The organism is Sphingomonas sp. LaA6.9 (assembly GCF_022601895.1).
In the GTDB taxonomy this organism is placed as follows: Bacteria; Pseudomonadota; Alphaproteobacteria; order Sphingomonadales; family Sphingomonadaceae; genus Sphingobium_A.
The window spans coordinates 103,640-124,207 of the sequence record NZ_JAKVIO010000008.1; the positions used below are offsets into that span (position 1 = coordinate 103,640).

Annotated in this window: 23 protein-coding genes; 16 read left to right on the forward strand and 7 right to left on the reverse strand. The window is 63.8% G+C overall.

Annotation, left to right across the window (positions count from 1 at the left end; genetic code table 11):
* Window positions 1–122: 122 nt before the first annotated feature.
* The 11 genes from MKI88_RS06375 (at window position 123) to MKI88_RS06425 (ending at window position 7,760) form a co-directional block, all read left to right on the forward strand.
* On the forward strand, window positions 123–701 hold the full coding sequence (locus MKI88_RS06375) for a helix-turn-helix transcriptional regulator (RefSeq protein WP_281063716.1): 579 nt from the start codon (window positions 123–125) through the stop codon (window positions 699–701).
* Window positions 702–757: 56 nt separating this feature from the next.
* Window positions 758–1,117: a hypothetical protein gene (locus MKI88_RS06380; RefSeq protein ID WP_241630123.1), complete on the forward strand. Its 360-nt coding sequence runs from the start codon at window positions 758–760 to the stop codon at window positions 1,115–1,117.
* Between the two features lie 44 nt (window positions 1,118–1,161).
* A complete protein-coding gene (locus MKI88_RS06385; RefSeq protein WP_241630124.1) occupies window positions 1,162–1,611 on the forward strand; it encodes a hypothetical protein in 450 nt (149 codons plus the stop codon).
* Between the two features lie 119 nt (window positions 1,612–1,730).
* Window positions 1,731–2,189 carry a RadC family protein gene (locus MKI88_RS06390; protein WP_241630125.1) on the forward strand — a complete coding sequence of 153 codons (459 nt, stop codon included), beginning with the start codon at window positions 1,731–1,733 and terminating at the stop codon, window positions 2,187–2,189.
* A gap of 49 nt (window positions 2,190–2,238) precedes the next feature.
* A complete protein-coding gene (locus tag MKI88_RS06395) occupies window positions 2,239–2,769 on the forward strand; it encodes a MarR family transcriptional regulator (RefSeq protein ID WP_241630126.1) in 531 nt (176 codons plus the stop codon).
* A 456-nt stretch (window positions 2,770–3,225) separates the two neighbouring features.
* Window positions 3,226–3,363 (forward strand): benenodin family lasso peptide, encoded by a 138-nt coding sequence (locus MKI88_RS06400; protein ID WP_241630127.1) that lies wholly within the window; start codon window positions 3,226–3,228, stop codon window positions 3,361–3,363.
* 57 nt (window positions 3,364–3,420) lie between these two features.
* Window positions 3,421–4,080, forward strand: a complete 660-nt coding sequence (locus MKI88_RS06405) for a lasso peptide biosynthesis B2 protein (RefSeq protein WP_241630128.1) — start codon at window positions 3,421–3,423, stop codon at window positions 4,078–4,080.
* Between the two features lie 20 nt (window positions 4,081–4,100).
* Window positions 4,101–5,819, forward strand: a complete 1,719-nt coding sequence (locus MKI88_RS06410) for an asparagine synthase-related protein (RefSeq protein WP_241630129.1) — start codon at window positions 4,101–4,103, stop codon at window positions 5,817–5,819.
* Window positions 5,794–6,135, forward strand: a complete 342-nt coding sequence (locus MKI88_RS06415; protein ID WP_241630130.1) for a hypothetical protein — start codon at window positions 5,794–5,796, stop codon at window positions 6,133–6,135. Before MKI88_RS06410 ends, MKI88_RS06415 begins: the two co-directional genes overlap by 26 nt.
* A gap of 24 nt (window positions 6,136–6,159) precedes the next feature.
* Window positions 6,160–7,083 (forward strand): DUF692 family multinuclear iron-containing protein, encoded by a 924-nt coding sequence (locus tag MKI88_RS06420; RefSeq protein WP_241630131.1) that lies wholly within the window; start codon window positions 6,160–6,162, stop codon window positions 7,081–7,083.
* Window positions 7,080–7,760 carry a hypothetical protein gene (locus MKI88_RS06425; RefSeq protein ID WP_241630132.1) on the forward strand — a complete coding sequence of 227 codons (681 nt, stop codon included), beginning with the start codon at window positions 7,080–7,082 and terminating at the stop codon, window positions 7,758–7,760. Before MKI88_RS06420 ends, MKI88_RS06425 begins: the two co-directional genes overlap by 4 nt.
* Window positions 7,761–7,877: 117 nt before the next feature.
* On the opposite strand, the gene MKI88_RS06430 is transcribed toward MKI88_RS06425, so the two are convergent.
* From MKI88_RS06430 to MKI88_RS06455, 6 genes are all read right to left on the reverse strand, one after another.
* The gene (locus MKI88_RS06430) at window positions 7,878–9,974 is read right to left on the reverse strand and encodes an Atxe2 family lasso peptide isopeptidase (RefSeq protein WP_241630133.1); all 2,097 of its coding nucleotides are present in this window, start codon (window positions 9,972–9,974) and stop codon (window positions 7,878–7,880) included.
* Complete coding sequence (locus MKI88_RS06435; protein WP_241630134.1) at window positions 9,971–12,562, reverse strand: TonB-dependent receptor; 2,592 nt, start codon at window positions 12,560–12,562, stop codon at window positions 9,971–9,973. The genes MKI88_RS06430 and MKI88_RS06435 overlap by 4 nt, the downstream gene beginning before the upstream one ends.
* 80 nt (window positions 12,563–12,642) lie before the next feature.
* The gene (locus MKI88_RS06440; protein ID WP_241630135.1) at window positions 12,643–13,659 is read right to left on the reverse strand and encodes a FecR domain-containing protein; all 1,017 of its coding nucleotides are present in this window, start codon (window positions 13,657–13,659) and stop codon (window positions 12,643–12,645) included.
* Window positions 13,656–14,207: an RNA polymerase sigma factor gene (locus tag MKI88_RS06445; protein WP_241630136.1), complete on the reverse strand. Its 552-nt coding sequence runs from the start codon at window positions 14,205–14,207 to the stop codon at window positions 13,656–13,658. Before MKI88_RS06445 ends, MKI88_RS06440 begins: the two co-directional genes overlap by 4 nt.
* A gap of 649 nt (window positions 14,208–14,856) precedes the next feature.
* Complete coding sequence (locus MKI88_RS06450; RefSeq protein ID WP_241630137.1) at window positions 14,857–15,708, reverse strand: hypothetical protein; 852 nt, start codon at window positions 15,706–15,708, stop codon at window positions 14,857–14,859.
* 102 nt (window positions 15,709–15,810) lie between these two features.
* Window positions 15,811–17,097, reverse strand: a complete 1,287-nt coding sequence (locus tag MKI88_RS06455) for a S8 family serine peptidase (RefSeq protein ID WP_241630138.1) — start codon at window positions 17,095–17,097, stop codon at window positions 15,811–15,813.
* Window positions 17,098–17,218: 121 nt separating this feature from the next.
* On the opposite strand from MKI88_RS06455, the gene MKI88_RS06460 reads away from it, so the two are divergent.
* The 5 genes from MKI88_RS06460 to MKI88_RS06480 all read left to right on the forward strand — a co-directional run bounded on the left by MKI88_RS06460 (window position 17,219) and on the right by MKI88_RS06480 (window position 19,788).
* Window positions 17,219–17,707: an RNA polymerase sigma factor gene (locus MKI88_RS06460; RefSeq protein WP_241630139.1), complete on the forward strand. Its 489-nt coding sequence runs from the start codon at window positions 17,219–17,221 to the stop codon at window positions 17,705–17,707.
* Window positions 17,704–18,402 carry an anti-sigma factor gene (locus MKI88_RS06465; RefSeq protein ID WP_241630140.1) on the forward strand — a complete coding sequence of 233 codons (699 nt, stop codon included), beginning with the start codon at window positions 17,704–17,706 and terminating at the stop codon, window positions 18,400–18,402. The genes MKI88_RS06460 and MKI88_RS06465 overlap by 4 nt, the downstream gene beginning before the upstream one ends.
* A 217-nt stretch (window positions 18,403–18,619) precedes the next feature.
* The gene (locus MKI88_RS06470; RefSeq protein ID WP_241630141.1) at window positions 18,620–19,057 is read left to right on the forward strand and encodes a hypothetical protein; all 438 of its coding nucleotides are present in this window, start codon (window positions 18,620–18,622) and stop codon (window positions 19,055–19,057) included.
* A complete protein-coding gene (locus tag MKI88_RS06475; protein ID WP_241630142.1) occupies window positions 19,054–19,434 on the forward strand; it encodes a thermonuclease family protein in 381 nt (126 codons plus the stop codon). The genes MKI88_RS06470 and MKI88_RS06475 overlap by 4 nt, the downstream gene beginning before the upstream one ends.
* A 63-nt stretch (window positions 19,435–19,497) precedes the next feature.
* Window positions 19,498–19,788: an excalibur calcium-binding domain-containing protein gene (locus tag MKI88_RS06480; RefSeq protein ID WP_241630143.1), complete on the forward strand. Its 291-nt coding sequence runs from the start codon at window positions 19,498–19,500 to the stop codon at window positions 19,786–19,788.
* Between the two features lie 10 nt (window positions 19,789–19,798).
* Here the strand turns inward: MKI88_RS06480 and MKI88_RS06485 are convergent, their stop codons facing one another.
* On the reverse strand, window positions 19,799–20,311 hold the full coding sequence (locus tag MKI88_RS06485) for a DUF1993 family protein (RefSeq protein ID WP_241630144.1): 513 nt from the start codon (window positions 20,309–20,311) through the stop codon (window positions 19,799–19,801).
* Between the last annotated feature and the right edge of the window lie 257 nt (window positions 20,312–20,568).

The window sequence follows — 20,568 nt, forward strand, 5'->3', positions numbered from 1 at the left end:
CGACCTTGGCTCCGCGCCCCGGAGCGTAGCGCGCGCCCCTGAGGTCGCGCGCGCTGTGTGCTGCGGATTACCCGCGATGTTGCGATATCGCAACGGTGTCCCGATTCTGATACGTAAGAACAATGTCGGTTCGTGCTAATCATGCGCCCGTGGATGAGGGACGAATCAACAGGCTGACGCCAACGCAGCGCCAATGCCTGCGCATGGTTGCACGCCTGATGACATCCAAGGAAATCGCGCTTGAGCTTGGCATTGCCTCGGACACCGTCGACAAGCATCTGAAGGCGGCTATCGCAATCCTTGGCGCGAGGAACCGGCAACAGGCCGCGCGCATGTTCGCGGATTTCGAGCAAACGCAGCCCCCCCAGCAATTGGGTACCCAATCGCCGGAGCTTGTGCCCAGGCCCTCCAGCGGAATAGCCAAAGCGTTGTCGGCGGGTGATGCAGTCAAGCAGAACGGGGCCGGTCAAACGGAATTGCGCGAGGGGCGGTCGCCCTTCGATGCAGGCGTACCGGTGGACCGGCCGAAGTGGCTTCTTCCGATCCCGCTCGACGGAAGACGTGGCAACCATCTGAAGCCCGTTGAACGGCTGGTCTGGATCTTTGGTATCATGGTCCTGATCATCCTTTCGCTGGCGCTTCTGGCAAGCGCGGCCGAGACGATCGGCCGTATTGCGAGCGCGGTCGCCGCCGACGCCTGAACCTTTCAACGCCCAATTGATGTCTGGTGGCTCTGCGACCGGGCAGGAGAGACGTCATGCTCAATCAACGCCTGTCACTGGCGCGAAGAATCGCGTCCGATATAAACGAGAGCGAACGCGCCGCCGATCTCATGGTCTGCAAGATCGCAACGCTTATTTCCGGCCTCTCCGAAGCCCGCATGGCAACCAATGTGCCCGCCTCAATGGGACAGGATGCCTTTGACAATGCGGGCGAAGCCATGGCGCTTGCGATGAAGCTTCGCAGCCGCCTCGTCGCAGCGCATGAGAATCTTGTCACGGTACGCGCACAGGCCGGGCTTGGGCCCTACGCGATCGGCGACGGATCGGATTGTCCGCCCCTGCCATCCGAACCAACCGGAGAGGACAAACCGCTGAAGCTCGTATCGGCCGCGTGACGGCGAGGCTTGACCGGAGCGAATGACAATGGTCGGGTTCGCCTATGCGCGTCTACGTCTTCTACGCCTTGCTGCTCACCTGCTTCGGTTATGCATGGTTGCGTGGCGGCGGCCCCGAGCGGGCGGCTGCCACCATCATCCTGACGGGCACCGTCCTGACGACGCTGACCTATCAACCCTTTGCGACGCGCTTCCAGTCGGTGGAGACGTCAGCCTTTCTCATCGACCTGGCGGTATGGCTCGCCTTGCTGGCGCTCGCACTCAAGGCGGAGCGGTTCTGGCCCTTATGGATAGCAGGACTGCAGGGCGTCGCGGTTGTGGTGCACGCGGTGAAGATCCTCGATCCTACGATCCTTCGATGGGCCTATGCCTTTCTGATGGCAATCTGGGTCTATCCGATGATGCTGATTCTGACGATCGGGATCTGGGGCCATCAGCGGCGTGTGATGCAATACGGGGCCGATCCATCCTGGACGCGCTCCTTCGGGTCGTAGAGCCGGAAAAAGCCGAGCTCTGGTCGGAGCGCCTCATCCAGACCTACAGCACTCTTGCGGGCGTCGTGGCCGCACCCCCGGCGCGCATCAGCGAAATTACGGGGAGCGAGCAGGCTGCAATGCAGATGCAGCTGGTGCGCCAGGCGACGCTCCAGACGCTCAGGACCGAGGTGCTGAGCGCACCGGTGCTCTGCGGCAGCACAGCCGTCACCAACTATCTCTTCGCCCGCATGGCCCATCTGCCATCCGAAGAAGTCCGCGCATTGTTTCTCGATGTCCGAAACCGGCTGTTGAGTGATGAAATCATGGCGAGAGGTGAAGTCGATCGCGTACCCTTTTCGGTAAGGGCAATCGTCAGGCGCGCAGTTGAGCTCAATGCCTGTGGCATCGTCATTGCGCATAATCATCCATCGGGTGAGGCGGTGCCAAGTGATGCCGACATCGCCGCCACCGGCGAACTGGTCGACGCGGCCCGTACGCTCGGCATCGACATTCTCGATCACCTGGTCATCGCGCGCAGCGGATGGGCAAGCTTCCGGCGCCTGGGCCTGTTGCAGTCGACAAGGGCACAGTCATGAAATGTCATGCACGCTTCCACCACATGATCCACAGCCTGTCAGGGGGGCAATGATGGCAAGTACTCGCCAATGCGATCCCCGAAGCGAGGACACCGCACGGATCGTCACCAACATGGCTGCACAGCTGCAGATTGCCTCGAGCATGTTCACAGTCCTTGCCCGGAGCGTGCAAGGTTCAGCGCTCGACATCTCGGCGGTGCTCGAAGTGATGGGCGAGGACAAGAGTCAGGTGGCGCTCAGTCTCTCGCGCCAGACCGATCTTGCGGCAAGTGAACTTCGCCAGCGCCGGTTTCGCGAGCGGATCTTTCCGCCCGGTCTTTTCGGCGATCCCGCCTGGGACATCCTGCTGGACCTCTTCGTCGCCGAAGCGCGGGGCAACCGGGTCTCGGTGACTGATGCGTGTCTTGCCGCTGCTGTCCCCATGACGACGGCCCTTCGATGGGTTCGCCAGCTTGAGAGCGTGGGCCTTGTCGTGCGCCGTGCCGATGAACGCGACGCACGCCGCGCCTGGCTCGTGCTGACCCAGCGGGGCACAGAACTGGTCGGGCAGGTGATGACCTTTGGTCAGCTGGGGCGATGACCTGCAAGGTTCGGCCCATGCTGTGTGCCAAGCCTCCATTATGGAGCGATATATTGCCTGCTGCCGGGCTGACTGGCGACGCCAAGGAACCAGATCGGAGGCAATGGCGCTGGTCCTGAAGCGCGCTGCCCGATAGCATCGGGCATTCTTTCGAAGACCCTCCCTCATATCCGCCGTTGGTCGCGAACGGCGGATCTTTTTTTGCAGCGATCGTGAAGCTGGGTCGGATATCTGCCGGATAGTGAAGGTCGATAGGCAACTTCAGGGTTGCGTGTTATCGCACATGGCTGCGCCACGGTCGACGAGCAACTCCGCGCACCGATCCAAGCCGAGGCGGTGGACGTCGGGTCATTTCAAACAATCGTTCTGCAGTTTCAGTATAATTTTCTTATACAATCGCGAGCGCTTTAGCTTCATCTCGTCCGCAACTGGCTGCGGACAGATTGGAGCCAAGTCATGGAACACCTGAACGAACGCAGTGAAAGCCTCGAGATCGAGCTCGGCACCGCAAGTGTCGAGACCCGCGGCAATGGCGTGGGCAAGCGCGATATTCCCGACGAACAATATCCCCTCTCGGGTCTGACCGACGACTGACGCTGTCGGGCGCACGGCTTTGTGGGCCGTGCGCCCGCTTCGTTCGGAAATACCACCATGGGATGGACGCTTCGCCCCGGCATTTCCTTCTGCATCGCCGGGGACCGCGCGATCTTCCTGGACCTGAGGCGCGATCGCTATTTCCGCCTGGACGACATGGTCGATCGCGCATTTCGGGATCTCGTCAAGACGCCCGGGCATCCGAAGGCATCCATTCCTAGCGAGCTCAGTCGAAGCGGGTTGCTCATCGCGACACCCGGCGACGTGTTTCCCCAACCCCAGAGCGCGACAGCGCCAGTTTCTGAATTCGATCCCGCGCACGAGCGCCCGGCGACCCGGCGGAGCACTGCATGTGCGTTCGGGGCGCAGCTTCGCGCCGACTGGCTGACACGTCACCGCCCGTTGCACTGGATGATCGAACGGCTGGTGCCAGCCACAGCTTCTCGCGCTTGCGCGGAGATGGCCGGGCCGAGCGTCATGGCCGGCATAGTGAGCGCGCATCTTTCGGTCGATCTCTGGCTCTCCCCACATGATCGCTGCCTCGCCAGGTCGATTGCGCTGCTTGGTGCACTGCGCCGACGCCGTGTCGCTGCCGAGCTCGTCTTTGGCGTCACCGCGCGGCCCTTCGCCGCGCATTGCTGGGTCGAGGCGGGCGGCATCGTACTCAATGACCGCGTCGAACATGCCCGGCTCTTCACGCCCATCCTGGTCATATGATGGCTCGGCGCTGGCTCCTGGTGACGGGCCCCGATCGCGGCGGGCGCAGGATCGTCGAACGACAGCTGGGCGCGCTCGGGCTACAGACGCGCCTCGCGTGCCAGGGCTTTACGCTGATGGCAGATGATGATGTTCCCGTGCTCGCGACGCAGAATCCGCCCCTGGCGATAATTGGTGCTCTTTTCGAGCGGCAGACCTTCGCGCGACTGAAGCGTGTCTCACACCCGGTGGCGCAGACCATTGCCACTGATCCGGGAGGCTTTGTCTGCCAGAACTTCTGGGGACGCTATGTCGCAATTGGTGCCGAGAAGGAGAGCGGGGAGGTCTGGGCCCTTCGCGATCCTTCAGGGGCGGTGCCGGTCTATTGGGTGCCGCGTCCGGGTCTGGCGCTTCTGACCAGCAATGTGCGGCTGCTGGTCGACGCCGGTCTTCTGATCCCGCGGGTCGACCTGGCATTCGTTGCTGCTCATCTCAACAGACCCGGCCATCACGGCACGCGAACCGGGCTGGAGGAGGTGACCGAACTTCTGCCCGGCACGATGCTCACCATGGGCCGCGAAATTCGCGTGCGCACGATCTGGAGCCCTTTTGAGTTCATACGCGAACAACCGGTCAGCGCAGCCGGGTTGCGGTCAGTCGTCGAGCGCTCGATCGTGGCACTTGCATCCTGCCATGAAAGGCTGCTCGTCACCGTGTCGGGCGGGCTCGATTCCTCGATCATTGCGGCAAGCCTCACCCGGTCGAGGCGTCCGGTCTCATTGCTCACCATCGCGACCGTGGATGCCTGTGGCGACGAGCGCCCCTGGGCGCGGCTCCTTGCCGATGCGCTCGGCTTTGCGCTTGCCACAGACATTTATGACCATGGCGACATCGACCTTCAGCACTCTACCACCGAGCATCAGCCCTGGCTCAGCGCGCGTACCTTTGCCCAGGGCTATGATCGCCGCCGTCAGGCGCAGGCCCGGGCATCCGGCGCCGATGCGATCTTCAGCGGCGATGGCGGCGACAATGTCTTTTGCCTCGTCACGTCGGCGCGACCGGTGATCGACCGCCTGGCGGCCGAGGGTCTGGAGGCCGCATTCGAAACCGCGCGTGACATCGCGCGACTGACCTCCTGCAGCGTTCCGGCGGTACTCAGATCAGCATGTCTCCAAATGTTGCGGGGTAGCACCCGGTCCTGGCCGCTGGACGATCGCTTCCTGAGCGCACAGGCGAAGGCGTTGGCGGCATGCATGCCCTGGCATCCCTGGCTTGAACCCAGGTTGGGGGTGCCGCCCGGCAAGCGCGCGCATATCGCTGCGATCATCCGTACTCAGAAATATCAGAATGCCTATGTGCCGGGTTGTGCCGAGGCGGTGCTGCCCCTGCTTTCGCAGCCCATAATCGAGGCATGCCTGTCGGTGCCGAGCTGGGAGTGGTGCCGCAATGGCGCGAACCGGTCGCTGGCGCGCGCGGCATTTGAGGGAGTCTTGCCCAATGCCATCGTGCACCGCCGGACCAAGGGTGGGCCCGACGCCTTTTGCGTCGAGATCATCGAGCGCAACCGCCCGGAATTGCGCGAGATGCTGCTGGGCGGTGTGCTGGCCTCCTCGGACATGCTCGACGCTGCCGCGATCGATCGGTCACTCACATGTGGTGCTGCCCTGGGGCCAGATGTCCACCGCATCCTGGCACTGGTCGACGCCGAGGCCTGGATGCGCGCATGGAGCGCAGATGCGCCCGATCGGCGGTACCTATGATTCTGCGCATAGCGCCAATCTGGCTGCAAATGTCCGTCAGCGACGCGGCAAAAAGTATATGATCACGGCACGGGCGCTCCTCTCAAACATGGAGTCTGTCATGCAAAGCAAAAGCAGGATTGCGTCAGCCAGGCTGACCCTCAACCCGGAACGTCAGACAATTGCGCAGATCAACGAACTGATCGCAAAACTGGCCGGAATGGCCGGATGTCTCGAGTGCGGGCAACTCGCCTTTCTGGACGTCCATTTCCTCGGCGACCCCGACCCGGGATTCAGGGATCTCGGCGTGATGTCATTCGAACAGAACTTTCACTGAGCCGTCTGGTCGCGAAGGCCGAAGATGGACAATGCTGAAATGTGGTGCGGGCCTGCGCCGCTCGGCACAGGCCTGCCCTATGTGCCGGGTCTTGATCCCGAACTCTATCGCCTGGCGTGCATCGACTTTGTCGAGATCGTGCCCGACACATTATGTGGTCCGGATCGGTTCGGGGACGGCATAATATTGCTCCCCGAAGCCCTTGAAAGGGCGCGAGCAATCTGCGGCGCCCTGCCGATTGTCGTGCACGGCGTGGATCTGTCCATTGGTTCGGCACGCCGGTGGAATGAGAGCTATATCCGCATGCTCGATGCCTTTCGGCAGGCATGGCCGTTCCGGTGGCACAGCGAGCATCTGCATTTCCAGACGATCGATCGCGACGACGGGCGGGGCGAAGTCGCGACCGGTGTCCCATTGCCCATGCCACTGACCCATGAGGCGATCGACCTTGTCGCCGAGCGCGCATCCGCGCTGACGCAAAGATATGGTGTCCCCTTTCTCCTCGAGAACGCGGCCCATTATCTGGGAACGCTCCCCGGTGACGCTGATATCGAGGACGAAGCCGCACTGCTCAATTGCATAGTCGCCAGGGGCCGATGCGGCATCCTGCTTGATCTCCACAATCTCCATTGCAATGCGGTCAACAACGGTATCGACGCCGAGGACACGCTCGATCGGCTGCGGCTCGACCGGGTCATCGAGATTCACGTGGCCGGCGGTTCCTGGTCCGAAGGCTTCCGGCTCGATGCCCATGACGGCCTCGTCCCCGAGGCAGTGTGGCATCTGCTTGAGATGGCTCTTCCGCGCTGCCCCAATATTGCAGGCCTGACCTTCGAGATCATGGAGGGACATGCCGTCCATATGGGCTCGGACGCGATTGCCGGGGAGCTTGAGCGGCTGAGTGCTGCTTGGTTGCATCATGTCGCCGCCAGCCAGGCGACATCATGACCGGCCTTGAGCAATATCAACATGCGCTGACGCGGGCCGTCTGCGGCGAAATGCTGAATGGCACCGATCGCGCCCTTCTTGGCCCGGGCATGAACTATGCCGGCCTTGGACTCACCGCGCGGATTCGCCAATCGTGGTGCAAGGGCCGCGCCGCGCGCGCCGCCATGCTCACGCTCTCCGCACTGCCTTCCAGTGAGCGGGCCGCACATCTTTCGGCCTGGGTGAGCGCAGGTGGCGGTACGCGCGCCCATATCCAGCTCGAGGCCGAGGCGTTTCTGAGCTTTCTCGGGGGTCGTCTGGCAGATCCGTCGGACGCGCTGTCGCTCTGTAGACTTGAACTGGCGCTTGTTCGCGCGCGCCGGAGAGACGATCGGATACCAAAAGGCCGCGATCTGGCGGAGAACACCATGGTGCGCCGCTCGCCCTACGCCGCGATCGTAAATGTGCCTGCGTCGATAGACCGGATTGTGGCCGACCCCGTGGATAGAGCGCGGACACAAAGGCGCGGTGATGCAGAAATTTCGTTGCTGGTTGCACCGGGTCTGGCAGGCCAGCTGCGCGCAGCAACGTCGCGCGAGCGGGCTCTGTGGCGCGCCGCCGAAACGACGATCCGCGCAGGCGTGGATCTCGAAACTGCCAGGGTGTTGCTTGCGCTCGGCGCGCTTGATCGTGCCTGAATGGCTTTCCGCTGCCGCTTTTGCATGGAAGCGTGATCGTGATCACGCTCTCTTAAGACCCTGTAGGGCATGGTGCGAGCGCGAGGATGGCAACGCTCTTGATGGCCCTCGGCGTCGCTATCCTCGCTCCCCCCTTTTCAATTGCAACATCGTTTCGTCGCGCATCGAGCGCCAGCGCGCATATTGCGGGGCGAGCAGGGGAGAAGGATCCTCGACGTCCCTCAGCCAGAAATCAAACCACTGGATGCTCCGCTCATAGATTGCGAGCCGGTGCGCTGGCTGGAACTTGATGTGCCGTTCGCCCGGGAAGACACGCATCTCGACCGGGCGTCCCCTGGTCTTCAAGGCCCAATAGCTTTCAAGCGCGCCCAGGAACTCGTCGTCGGACAGCTGCATCAATATGGGCGCCTCGACCTTGTCCGCATTTCTCGAAAGCGAGGATTGAGCCCAGAAATTGTCTCCCTCTTCGCCTGGGGGCGGAAAACCGTCGGCTGTCAGTGCCGCGATCTGCGCCTCCCCCAGGAGGGGCAGGAGACCGGGATCGAGGCAGCAACTGCTCATTGCCGCGGCCGCGAACAACCTTGTCTGCGTGAGCATCCAGTGGACCGTCGTGGCCCCGTCGCTGAGACCCGTGATGCCAATCTTCGCGGGTTCGACGATGCCGCGTCGAAGAACGAGTGCGATACCCGTTTCGAGCGAGGACTGGACGCTCTTGCGGTCGGCCTGGTCCTCGCTGTCACTGACCGCGCCGGCCCCGCGCCGCGCGGCCTCGAGTGACCAGTGGAGCGGGCGCTGGAAGCTCAGGACCGCATAGCCGCGCGCTGCGAGCGCCAGGATCGGATATTCATCGCCCGTGCCTCCGCGAAGAAAGCCGCGCGATCCATATTGGACGATCACGAGGGGGAGGCGTTCGCCGGGTTTTCGTCGCACAGGAAGGACAAGGTCGCCAAAGGTGGCGATACCGAAACTGTTGGTCCAGCCGAGCCTTTCGACCGTGACATTTGCGCGCTTCCCTATGCCCGGATTGGGATCCCAGAAGGGCTGGATTTCACCGCTTTCGGCATCAAAGCTGACGAGCCTTCTCGGCACAAGCGAGTCTTCCTGCAGGCAGATCATATCTGCTTGTGCGGTCGTTCGGCAGCCAAGGAGCAGGTCCTCGCCAAGGTAAAGGCGCTCGGGCAATCTGTCGCTGGTTGCACGCCAACGATACAAACCCGTCTGGCTGCGTGCCTCGCCTTCGCGGGTGAGGTAATAGAGCAGCCCGTCCTTACCCCACCACAGATCGGCGATCTCGCCGCGACAGGCGCTGCATTCGATTTGAGCACCGGCCTTGCTGACGAAGAGCGACCGCTTGAGCATGTCAGCGGGATCCGCGCGCGTCCATGCCAGCGCGCCACCCGGCGACCGCGAGGATTTGAGGGGGCCTGTGGGCGCGGCTCCCCGATCCGCGTTAAGCAGAGCGCCCTCCTTCGCGCTTGCCGGGCGCATTTGGCCTGTTGCGGGGTCAAGCGCGAAATAGCGCGTCTCAATGCTGTCATTCCTGAGAAAGGGATAGCGGGCGCTCAACGGACGGAATCGATTGTCGACCAGATAGCCGCCAAGTGCCTCCTTCTCGAGCGCTGCCTTGCCCGGGATGATGCCCGTCCGGCTGGCAAGGATTATATGCCTGCCGTCGCTCGCCCAGCGAAAGTCCTCGACCCCCGCTGCGAGCCCGGTGGCCTCGGTGCCGGCCCCGCGCGCGACATCTACGAGCCAGATTTGCGCTGCGGATCCCGTCCGCTTCAGCCAGGCTATGCGTCGGCCGTCCGGCGACCAGAGCGGGGTGATCACGCGTGCTACCCCGCTTTCAGGAAGGGCATGGCCGAAGAGCGGATAGCTTTCGCGGATCAGATCGCCGCCCTTGTCGACGAGACGCGCGGTGCGCCCGTCCGCCAGATCGGCCACGACCAGTCCCTGACAATAGCTGTTGGTGGAGACGTCCGCGCGGCGCAGGACGAATGCGACCTGGCGGCCGTCAGGCGAGACGCTGAGCGGGCTCGCAAGATCGATCCGGTCGGTTGCCTGGCCGATGTCGCGCAGTCGTGCGAGATCGAGCGGGACAAGCGGGTCCTGCGCGGCCTCTTTCGCGGCTGGCATCAGATCGTCGCATGCAGCCATGGCCGGGGCCGCGCTGCCCGAGACAAGCAGCGCGGCGATGATCACACTGCCCCTCATTGCCAGCGCTTGGTGATCGAAAGGCCGACAAAGCGCCCGATCGACGAATAATTGGTCGAGTCGTAGGGCGTGTACTGGACGACATCGGTGCGGATCGTGTCAGGCTCGTCGTTGAGGATATTCTGCGCCATGAGCGCGAACTCCATATTCGACGAAAATTTTTGGCCGGGCTCGGTCCGATAGCGCAGCGTCAGATCAAGGGAGGTCTGACCCGAGACCTTATCGTGCGACGTGGTCCGGTCATCGGTGACCCCGCCTGTATAGCTGAACCAGCCTGACAGGGTGAGGCCGCCATCGGCCCAGGTCGCACCTGCGCGCGCACGCCAGTGCGGCGGATTGAAGATGGTGCCGGCAAGCGGCGCGAAATCCTGGGTATCAATCAGCTGGCGTCGGCTTTCGAGATAGCTCGCTGATGCCGACAGCGTCAGTGTGCCGTCGGCCCCGGTCTCGATCCGGTAGCGGCCCGCAATATCGACACCCTGTGCGCGCTGGCGGCTCACATTGGTGAAGCGGTTGTCGACGATGCCGACGACGCTTGCAGGGTTGAAAGGGCGTCCGGTCAGATTGTTGAGCCCGAGGCCCGAGGCGGCAATCGTCGCCTCGATCTGCGCCGGGCTCGGCGACAGGGTGACAAAGCCCGCATAGACGGGATTGTCGAGCACGCCGGCGGCCGAGGGGATCGGTTCGATCACGCGCCTGTCGTAGGCGACATCGAAATAGCTCAGCTCGAGCTCGAAACCGGCCAGGGCGCGCGGATGGAGCGTAAACGTCGCGGTCCAGTTGGTCGAGCGCTCGGGGCTGAGATCGGGATTCCCGCCCGAAATATAGAGAACGGTGCTGCCGGCCGGATAGCCCGTGCCAAGCCCCGCCGCGTTCAGGAGCAATGTCTGCTGGTCGAGAAATTGCTGGTAGAGCGTCGGTGCCTTGAACGATTTGCCCCAGCTTGCCGACAGGCTGAGATCGGGATTTGGCTCAAGCACAAGACCGAGCTTGGGCGTCGCCACCTCGTCCATGCCGGGATAATTCTCGTAGCGAAGCGCGGCCGAAAGGCTCAGCCGGTCGAGCCCCGGCACCTCCATATGGGGTGCGACAAGCGGCATGAAGAGCTCGCCATAGCCATACCAGCTTTCCTGGCGTGCCCTGAACAGCGACTGTTGTGTCGGAGCGCCGACAAAGCTGAAGCGACGTCGCTGCTGGTCGAGGATGTTTTCGCGGTAACCTGCACCAAGCGCAATCCTGACGGTGCCGGCGGGCAGGTCGAACAAGCCGCCATCGGCGCTGAGCTCTGCCGTGGTGAGCGCGTTGCAGAAACAGATCCGGGTATCATACTGGTCGACACCACCGACCGCCAGGATCGTCGAAAGGCGCGTCCTGTCCTCGGCATAGACAAGGCCTGCCGCGAGCGACCAGTTGGCCGGAAGCGCGACCGTGAGTTCGGGCGCGATCGAGAAGCGCTCGGAATCCGCGCGGCTCAGCGTTCCGAACTGGTCATAGGGCTGGTCCGCCGAGAAGGGCGCCTGGATGCGGTGCTTGCGCGTGCTGTAAAGCGCATCGGCACTGAGCCTGACGCCCGGGGCCAGTTGCTGGTGAGCGCTCAGTACCGCACTTTGCGCCTTTTGTTCGGGATAAAGCGTTGTGTCGGCCTGTAGTGCGCTCGCATAGTCGCGCTGGCGCGCGAGGATCGCGCTGGTCTTCGACCAGTCCCAGGCCGCGATGAATGAGCCTGAGCCCCAGTCCGTGCCGCCGACCAGGCCATATTGCTGCTCGACATCGCCGCCTTCGGTTGCCGCCCCCCAGCGGCCGCTGGCCGACAGCCCGTCGAAATCGCGCTTCAGCAGGATGTTGACGACGCCCGCGACCGCATCCGAGCCATAGAGCGCCGATGTTCCGTCAGCGACGAGCTCGACCCTGTCGACCGCATCGACCGGGATGGCAGAGATGTCGACCGCATTGTTGACGCCGCCATAGGCAAGGCGCCTGCCATTCACGAGCGTCAGCGTCGCATCGGGGCCGAGCCCGCGCAGATTGGGGCTCGAAGCCGAGTTTATGTTGATATTGTCGGCGCCGCGCACGCCGCTGCCGACGCCCGGATTCTGGCCGCCATTGAAATTCTGCGGGATGCTGCGCAGCGTCTCGCCGAGATCGGCCTGGCCTGCATTTCGAATATCCTCTCCGGTCACGCGGATCACAGGCGTGGCGGGCGAGGCACCACGGATGCGCGAACCGGTGACGACGATATCGGAGCCCGTTTCGTCCTCTGCCGCCTGGCGCCTGCGCACGATGACACTTCCATCGCGCCATTCGGCGACAAGGCCGCTTCCTTCGAGCAGCAGCGCGATCGCCGCCTCGGGACTGTGCGCGCCGATGAGCGCAGGCGCGCGCCTGCCCGCTACATCTGTGTCTGAAAATATGATCTCCCGGCCCGAGGCCTTGCCGGCGGCGACCAGCGCATCGGAAAGATCCTGGGCCGGGAGATCCCAGCGCATCGGCGCACCATGGGGTGATTGCGCCCGCGCTGTGGGCATCATCGTGACTGCAGCGACCCCTGCAAGCATGGCGAGCCCATATCGGTTCTGCACATATTTCATCCTGTCCTCCCCCTGTCTGGCCGCACCTGGAGACGGGCGGCATCGGTTCGGGGAGGTCGACGCAGGCTGCGCGGGGGACCTTAGGGGGCGGGTGAAATTTTTTCGTGCCGGCGTTTGAGCACGATGCTCCCCGGGGTCGAACGGTCAACCTCGAGGTCGAGCAGCCGGGCAAGATTTTCCGCCAGACGTCCGGCGTCGTCGATGCGGAAACGGCCCGAGACAGTGATTTGCCCAAGTCGCATATCACCCGCAACGAGCCGGACGGACCCATGACGGTTAGCCAAGACAAGCACGTCGCTCAGTGGCCTGTTGCGGACATCGATCATCGCCTCGGGCCAGCCGGGTGGCGTGGCTGAAGAGAAGGAGGGCAGGGAGCGCGATTGCCCCTGTTGAAAGGCGACCGCTTCGCCCGGTTCCAGGCGATGTGGCAGTCGCCGGGCCCTTGTGTCCGCCGAGACTTGAGGCACCACATCAACGCGTCCCTCGATGAGCGCAACCTCTACCTTGGAACCGTCAAGCGCGACGTCGAAGATCGTGCCGCGCGCGGTGATGCTGCCGCCTCCAGCCGTCACGACGAACGGGCGTGCCTCATGCGCGACTTCAAAGCGCGCGCGACCGCGCTCGAGCCGCAATGCGCGCCTCCGGCTGCCAAGCGCCACGCTGACCAGACTGTCGGTGTCGAGCGTCACGACCGATCCGTCCCCGAGGCGAATGCGCCGAATCTCGCCGTGCGCGGTCATGATCTGGCTCGTGGCATGTGCGTCACGCCCGATTGGCCAAGAAACAATTCGGGCAGCGACGAGCGCAACGGTTCCAAATGCAGCAAGTGTCGCGATGCTCAGCAGCGCAGCAAATGCCGTGCGTCTCCTGGCGGGCCTTGTCGGTGCGCGGTGCGATCCGCGCAGGATCTTTGCTTCGGCAAAGCGCCCCGCGATCCGGTTATAGGCAGCGAGATGCTCAGGGATTGCGAGCCAGTGCTCGAATTCCTGCCGGAAGCGTTCGGCATCGTCGCGGCGCATGCGGGCGAACCATCTGGCCGCCTGCTCACGCAGCTGGTCTTTGCGTTCGCGTTCCGGGGTTGCGGCGGGTTCCTTCATGCGTCGTCCAGGACACGGTCGAGATGGGCAAGCGCGCGCATCATGTGATATTCGACCGTCGATACGCTAATCGCAAGTCGCTCGGCGATCTGGCGGTAGCTCAGGCCTTCCACGCGGTGCAGGAGAAAGACCTGTCGCGTCCGCTCGGTCAGTTGGGCAATAGCGCGCTCATAGCTTTCCAGCAGTTGCCCGGCTTCGATCCGCGCCGCCTGATCAGGGGCGACGCCTGCATCCATCGCTTCGTCGAGCGGGACATGGAGATGCGCCTGCCGGCTCGCGTCGCGCCGTGCCTTGTCGATAAGCAGGTTGCGCGCGACGCGCTGCAGCCAGGCTGCGGGATTGCGAAGCCTTAGGTGCGCCTCGTTTGACGAGAGCCGCAGAAAAGTCTCCTGCACCATGTCGTTCGCGGCGTCGATGTCGCGCGTACGCGCGCTGAACCACAGCCTGAGGCGCGGCGCTTCGCTGCGAAACAGGCGGTCCATGTCGAGCGCCGCCTCGTCATCCGCGGCACGCTCCAGCGGCCAGCGGTCACCGGGCGCACCGCTCAAACCTGTTCGCCTGGACTTGAGGGCGTGCAGCAACACTTAGCAAAGCAATCGGGCATCTGCTCGAACCTGGCGGCAGCGATCGGCGCCCGGTTGTGCCGGACGGCAATGCGTCAGTCAGGTGTGCCGCCGTTGCGGCCTGGCGCCGCTGGTCCGGTACGGCCACCCGTCCAGCGGACGGGCGCGTTTGATGCCTGGCAGGGTGAAATCCCGCAGCGCGCCTGCCGGCATGCGGCGCTGCGGGGGTATCTTGCACGCGGTCGCGGCCGTGAACAAGCCCGCTGCCAGATGCCACGATCCGGCGCGCGCGCATGTTCATGAAATGTTCTTTCCTACAGATTGTGCGATTGCTAGTGTTTCGACAATGGAGGATGCCTTGCTCATCATCGATGCTCCGCTGATCATTGCCTTTTCCGCGCTCATCACGAGCCTGTCGGCGCTTGTCTGGTCGCTGCGCCGCAGGCCTTGAGACTGGTGCCCGCGGCAAAGGCGCGTGCTGCATGATAGTGTTGAACCAGGCTCAATCCTTGGGCCGCACCGGTCGATCAAACCGTTTGTGTCACTTCTGCAATTGCGACCCTGGGTTGACGGTCCCATGCCGGTCGTTGACCAGCATGGGCCTTCATTTGCCTGTTCTGCCAAGGGCAAAACCTCAGCGCCGATCGGTTCGGACCGGCTTGTCGGCGGCCTGCGCCTGACCGGTTTCCTTTTCCTGCTGCTTTGCCTCTTGTTTGACGTCACCCCTCGTCATGCCCGAAATGAGCGCATTGCCCGATCCCGAAGCCGCAAAGTTGGCGGCGGGCAGCAATGCGGTCCGATCACCCACAGTCAGAAGCACCGACTCTACGGTGCCGCGCGACGTGGTGCGGACATTCTCGACCGTTCCGATCAATCGTCCTCGGGCATCCTCGACCGCCATGCCACGCTCAATTGCAAAGGCGCCCGCGCCATTGGCCGCTGCCGTCCCGGCGAGCGCGAGCTGGCCAAGGCTGCCTTGCGCCATGGCCTGTGCGCTGCCTGCCAGGCTGCCGCTGGCGTTCGTCGCCAAACCGGTCGCGCCCTTGATGGGGCCCTCAGCCGTGCTGCGCGCGCTGCCTACCATGCCCTCAGCGGTGCCGGCGGCCTGACCCACATTGCCCCGGACGTAGTCGGTGCCGACGAGCTGCGCATCGGCGCCACCGTCAGCCGAGCCTGCGGCACCGCCACTGGCGCCACCCGAAAGCGTCTTGCCGATGACGTCACCCGATCCCGAGGCCGTGCCATCGGCACTGCCGTTGCCGCGCGTCCTCACCGAAGCCTTGCCCGAACGACGATCGATACTGCGCTCGGCGCCAATATCGCCCGTGCTACGCCCCATGCCCGTCACGCCGCCGGTAACTCCGCCAATCGTACCGCCCAGGCCGCCAACGCCGCCCAGGCCACCGCCACCGCCGAGCAACTGGGCCTGGGCGGGAGCCGCGAAGACAAGCGCGAGCGTCGCGCTGGTGAAAAGAAGGGTCTTCATCGGATATCTCCTTCGTTGAACCATGAGGGCGCTCTGCGATGCGCTCTCATATGGGCTAACGATAGGGACTCCGGCTTTAATCCGGCCGTGGACGAAAAGATTTCACTTGGTCGCGCAATCTCCGCAGACGAGGCCGTTTCCATAGAGCTTGTCGGGCCCCTTCTTGCCCAGATCGCGCGCTTCGCCGGTGAGCCTGGCAAGTGCTGCCGCACGCGCAGCGGGATTGGGCCTGGCATAGTGCGCGAACAGCCGACCCGCCACGAAGGGCGCCGCGAACGAGGTGCCGCGCACCCTGGCTGTCGCGCCATTGACCGCGCCTGCCCGCATGTCGGCGCCAGGTGCTGCATAGTCGAGATGCATCGCGCGTCCCGCCTCGGGCAGGGCACGGTTCTTCGCGTCTACCCCGGTCACTGCAATGACGCCCGGATAGGACGCGGGATAGGCAGGGGGGGCCGCGGGACCGTCATTGCCAACCGCCGCGACGATCGCGACGCCGCGGTCCCGTGCCGCGCCAACCGCACGCTGGAGCAGCGGGTTGGGCGGTCCCACAAGGCTCATCGTCACTACGCTTACCTTGCGCGCAGTCATCCAGCCGAGCGCACGCGCGATCGCGACCGCGTTACCACCCGCAGGATCGCTGCCATAGATATCGGCGACGAGCAGCGGTGTTCCGGGCGACGCGCCGCGGATCGCACCGCGCCCCGCGATGAGCGAAGCAATCGCTGTGCCGTGCGCGCTCGGTGCTGGTGCACCGCGCGCAAAGCCGGATTGTTCGACCCGGCCTGTAAGTGCTGGATGCCGGGCAATCCCGCCATCGATCAGTCCGATTGCGCTGCTGTTCACTGAATCTTTCACCCGGCCGGTCGCAGCGAGCGCCGCTGCCTGAAGCGAAGGGGCCGGGCCACTCGCAAAATAGAGATGGTCGGCGCTCACCTCGGCGCCAGGCAAGAGCTTGCGTGCGCGCTTGATCGCGCGGGCAAGGCTTTCGCCCGCGGGCACCGAAAGCATGTGATAATCGATGTCGATCCCTGCGATCGTCTCACGCCCGATCACCGCGAAGCCACCCCGAGTGGCTGTGGCGATCTGTTCGGCGCTCGCGCCGGTTACCAGTAATACGCCACGCACCGCGGGCTCATCGCGTTCATCGCGCTCGATCAAATCGCGGTGACGGGACACCAGCGCGTCGATCCGAGCTAGCCGCGCGTCGACCAGCCGGTCAGCGAGATTGACCGGATCGGCGCCCTCGATTTGATCGAGCGTGAGCGTCTTCATGACGCGGTCGATTACCGCGCCGGCACCCGGTACGCCGGGCAGTCCGATCTGGGCGGCGACCATTGCGGGAAGCGCAGCAAGCCCGATAGCCAACAGCAACACCGATGGTCTCTTCATGCCCATGGCCTAAAGCAGTCACCCCGCGATTGAAATTTCTTTGTGAATTTCGTCATGTCGGGGATGAAACGCGCCGCGGCATCCGTTTCATCCGCATGAGAAGCAAAAGGGCGATGGCTTGATGGCGTTCGAAAGCGACCTGCTGGCGCTGCTTCCGCGGCTCAGACGCTTTGCCATGACGCTGTCGCGCAACCCTGCCGATGGCGACGATCTGTGCCAGGGCGCAATCGAACGCGCGCTCAGATCGCGGACTCAGTGGCAGGAAGGAACGAGGCTCGACAGCTGGATGTACCGGATCATGCGCAATCTCTGGATCGATGAGGTCCGCACCCGCACACGGCGCGATCAGATCTTCGCGCCCGAGGAACAGGGGATGGACGTGGGAGACGATGGCGAGCAGCGCGTCGAAATGACAGCGCAGTTGAACGATGTCGACCGTGCAATGGCGAAGCTTCCGCCCGAGCAGCGCGAGGCAGTCGCGCTCGTGCTGGTCGAGGGTTTTGCCTATAAGGAGGCCGCCGAGATACTCGACATTCCGATGGGAACGCTGACCTCGCGGCTGGTGCGCGGGCGCCAGGCGCTGATGGCCGAACTGGGAGAGGCGGCATGACGATCGATCCGGAAACACTCATGGCCTATGCCGATGGCGAGCTCGACGACCTTGCGGCAAAGCGCGTCGAGCGCGCGATTGCCGAAAACCCGACGCTCGCAAGGCAGATCGAGGCGCACCGCGCGCTGACTGCGCGGCTCGGCGCGCACTTCGATCCCATCGTCGCCGAGCCGGTGCCCGATCACCTCAAGGCGCAGATCCAGACCAGTGTCGCCGATTTCCGAGCGGTGAAGGAAAGGCGCGATCGCCCTCGTCGGGCTATATCTTCGGGCAACTGGGCCGCTATGGTGGCGACATTGGTGGTCGGACTGCTGGTGGGGCAGGCGATCGATCTCAATCCCCCGCCAGTCAGCGGAAAGGGCGGAGCGCTGTTCGCGCACGGATCGCTCGAAAAGGCGCTCGACACCCAGCTCGCCTCCACCCAGCCGCGCGATGCCAAAACGCGGATCGGGCTGACCTTTCGCGATTCATCTGGCGCGATCTGCCGCACCTTCGAAGCCAGGACGCTCGCCGGAATTGCCTGCCGCGTGGGTGACGACTGGCAATTGCGCCAGTTGATGGGCACCGCGCCGCAGCAGGCGGATTATCGCCAGGCAGGAAGCGCCGAGATTCTTGCCGCCGCCGATCCGATGATGGCTGATGGCCCGTTCGACGCCGATGTCGAACGAGCTGCGCTCCGGCAAGGCTGGCGATGACGCCAAGGCTGCGCGCTTCTGTAGAGGACAGACCAGCCAGAGAGAAGGCGACATTGTCGCGCCTGACGTGACTTTGCCGGGGACGATGGCCCGCCTGCCAATCTCCCCGGCCTGATAATGTCTGTCGCTACATTTTCTTCCGATCGTGAGGTCGCACGCGCGGCCTGATCGGGACCATCCTGCGATACTGCTCTTGCAAGTGGCGGGCGCACAGGCGATGAGCATACCCATGCTCGCCCGGATCGATCACTGGATCGGCAAGACGCTGTTCATGCCGCTCATCGTCAAGCTTTGCCATCTGACCCGCCAGACACAATATGCTATCGCGCGGCTGTTCTGGTTCGCGGCGATGCTGAGTGGTCTCTACAGGTCCGAGCACGTATTTGATTATATCGTCTTCGGCCTTGGCAGCTTCTTCATGATGCTGACGGCCTCGCTGCGTGCAGACCGGCCGGCACGCAGTCACCTCTGGTTCCGGCTGCTCGCGCTCGTTCTGCTGGTTGTGCGCATCGGGGACATTGCCCTGGGCGGCCAGGCCCTCGGTATCGAATTCTGGGTCTTCGTGCTCATCGCCGAATATGCAGCAACGATCCGTACGCTACCTCCACGCAAAAACAGCAAGCCAGCGGCCCGCTCTGCCGAGGCGGGCGCATGATGTTGCTAGCCTTGGTGATGGCCGCCAGTCTCACCGGTTGCCAGGCAACCGATGGCGACAGCATTCGCTGCGGCGACGAGCGCATCCGCCTTCTCGGCATCGATGCCCCGGAAATGGGACGCTGCCCCCCGCAGCGCCGGTGCGCTGATGGCGATCCGGTGGCGTCGCGTGACAATCTGAGGCGCAGGATCGCCGGGCGCGCCATTCGTGTCGAGCGCATCAAGAAGGATCGCTATGGGCGCACCATTGCCGTCGTGACCGCAGGCGGTGCCAATCTGTCATGTCTGCAACTCTCGGGGCATCATGCCACCTACCGGCGCGACTGGGATGACGGATTACGCGTTGCCCGGGCGTGCAGGGACATGGCGCGTCGTTAACCAGCCTCGCCACGCGCTTCCTTAACCTTGATCTGCCAGTTGCGCCGATGGGGAGAGGGATTCATGAAGCGCATCTTGTTAGGGTGCCTGTTGCTGACAGTGCCGGCCATGGCAATGGCGCATGGCGGCGGCCTTGATGCACATGGCTGCCATCGTGATCGCAAGAACGGCGGCTATCATTGCCACCGGCCAGCTCAGCGTCCACCCGACGCACTTTCGCGCTCGTCGTCATCTCGGGGAGCATTCGTGAATTGCAGCGCCGCCCGGGCGGCCGGTGCCACTCCCGTGCGGCGCGGCGATCCGGGCTATGGAGGGCATCTCGACCGTGACGGGGATGGCGTCGGCTGCGAATGAGGCGGTACCGTCAGCTCAGTATTGGCCCCAGATAGTCGCGCTTGCCGACCGGCACGCCCTTGTGCCGCAAAAGGTCGTAAGCGGTCGTCACATGGAAATAGAAATTGGGCAGCGCAAAATCGAGCACATAGTTCGTGCCCTTGAAGCTGAAATCGCCGCCGGGCGTCTGAAGTATGATCTCGGCATTCTCCCGACCGTCCATGGCGTCGACGGGGACGGACCTGAGGAATGAAATGGTTGCCGTGATCCGCGCCTGAAGATCGTCGAAGCTCTCCTCTTCATCCTTGAACACGGGCGCTTCGATCTGCCCCATCCGCGCCGCGGTGAACTTGGCCGCGTCGCTCGCGCGCTGAATCTGGGCGGTGAGGGGAGCCATGTCTTCGAACAGTCGCGCTCCCAGAAGGGCTGTATGCGGGATGTCGCGCTCATTGGCGAAGGTGCGTCCCTTCTCCAATATGGCAGACAGATTCTGCAGGCCTCGAATGAAGGCGGGGATGCTTACCTCGTAGAGCGAAATCGACATGGCGTCTCCTTGTGCGCGCGGGGAATCGCTGCGCTGACGAAGCTCTTAGCCGACATGCTGAGATCAGGTGAACTGGTGGGCTATCCCCCCGCATCACGATCGCGCATCATCACACATATGAAACGGAAAAGAGCAATCGCAATTGAGTTCTGGATGCTAGTCGTGGTCATTGGCGGTGCGTTGCTAAGGGGCCTCCTGCAAGGCCCTGGTTTGCCCTTCATCGGCTGAGTGACAAGGATCGTCTGCGCGGGGCTGGG

Coding starts and splice junctions, on each gene's coding strand:
- MKI88_RS06415 (WP_241630130.1), top strand. CDS start 5,794: ATGCGCCCGATCGGCGGTACCTATGATTCTGCGCATAGCGCCAATCTG.
- MKI88_RS06485 (WP_241630144.1), bottom strand. CDS start 20,311: ATGTCGATTTCGCTCTACGAGGTAAGCATCCCCGCCTTCATTCGAGGC.
- MKI88_RS06450 (WP_241630137.1), bottom strand. CDS start 15,708: ATGAAGACCCTTCTTTTCACCAGCGCGACGCTCGCGCTTGTCTTCGCG.
- MKI88_RS06455 (WP_241630138.1), bottom strand. CDS start 17,097: ATGAAGAGACCATCGGTGTTGCTGTTGGCTATCGGGCTTGCTGCGCTT.
- MKI88_RS06440 (WP_241630135.1), bottom strand. CDS start 13,659: ATGAAGGAACCCGCCGCAACCCCGGAACGCGAACGCAAAGACCAGCTG.
- MKI88_RS06380 (WP_241630123.1), top strand. CDS start 758: ATGCTCAATCAACGCCTGTCACTGGCGCGAAGAATCGCGTCCGATATA.
- MKI88_RS06470 (WP_241630141.1), top strand. CDS start 18,620: ATGAGCATACCCATGCTCGCCCGGATCGATCACTGGATCGGCAAGACG.
- MKI88_RS06460 (WP_241630139.1), top strand. CDS start 17,219: ATGGCGTTCGAAAGCGACCTGCTGGCGCTGCTTCCGCGGCTCAGACGC.
- MKI88_RS06385 (WP_241630124.1), top strand. CDS start 1,162: ATGCGCGTCTACGTCTTCTACGCCTTGCTGCTCACCTGCTTCGGTTAT.
- MKI88_RS06390 (WP_241630125.1), top strand. CDS start 1,731: ATGCAGATGCAGCTGGTGCGCCAGGCGACGCTCCAGACGCTCAGGACC.
- MKI88_RS06420 (WP_241630131.1), top strand. CDS start 6,160: ATGGACAATGCTGAAATGTGGTGCGGGCCTGCGCCGCTCGGCACAGGC.
- MKI88_RS06425 (WP_241630132.1), top strand. CDS start 7,080: ATGACCGGCCTTGAGCAATATCAACATGCGCTGACGCGGGCCGTCTGC.
- MKI88_RS06395 (WP_241630126.1), top strand. CDS start 2,239: ATGATGGCAAGTACTCGCCAATGCGATCCCCGAAGCGAGGACACCGCA.
- MKI88_RS06430 (WP_241630133.1), bottom strand. CDS start 9,974: ATGAGGGGCAGTGTGATCATCGCCGCGCTGCTTGTCTCGGGCAGCGCG.
- MKI88_RS06375 (WP_281063716.1), top strand. CDS start 123: ATGTCGGTTCGTGCTAATCATGCGCCCGTGGATGAGGGACGAATCAAC.
- MKI88_RS06400 (WP_241630127.1), top strand. CDS start 3,226: ATGGAACACCTGAACGAACGCAGTGAAAGCCTCGAGATCGAGCTCGGC.
- MKI88_RS06480 (WP_241630143.1), top strand. CDS start 19,498: ATGAAGCGCATCTTGTTAGGGTGCCTGTTGCTGACAGTGCCGGCCATG.
- MKI88_RS06475 (WP_241630142.1), top strand. CDS start 19,054: ATGATGTTGCTAGCCTTGGTGATGGCCGCCAGTCTCACCGGTTGCCAG.
- MKI88_RS06465 (WP_241630140.1), top strand. CDS start 17,704: ATGACGATCGATCCGGAAACACTCATGGCCTATGCCGATGGCGAGCTC.
- MKI88_RS06435 (WP_241630134.1), bottom strand. CDS start 12,562: ATGAAATATGTGCAGAACCGATATGGGCTCGCCATGCTTGCAGGGGTC.
- MKI88_RS06405 (WP_241630128.1), top strand. CDS start 3,421: ATGGGATGGACGCTTCGCCCCGGCATTTCCTTCTGCATCGCCGGGGAC.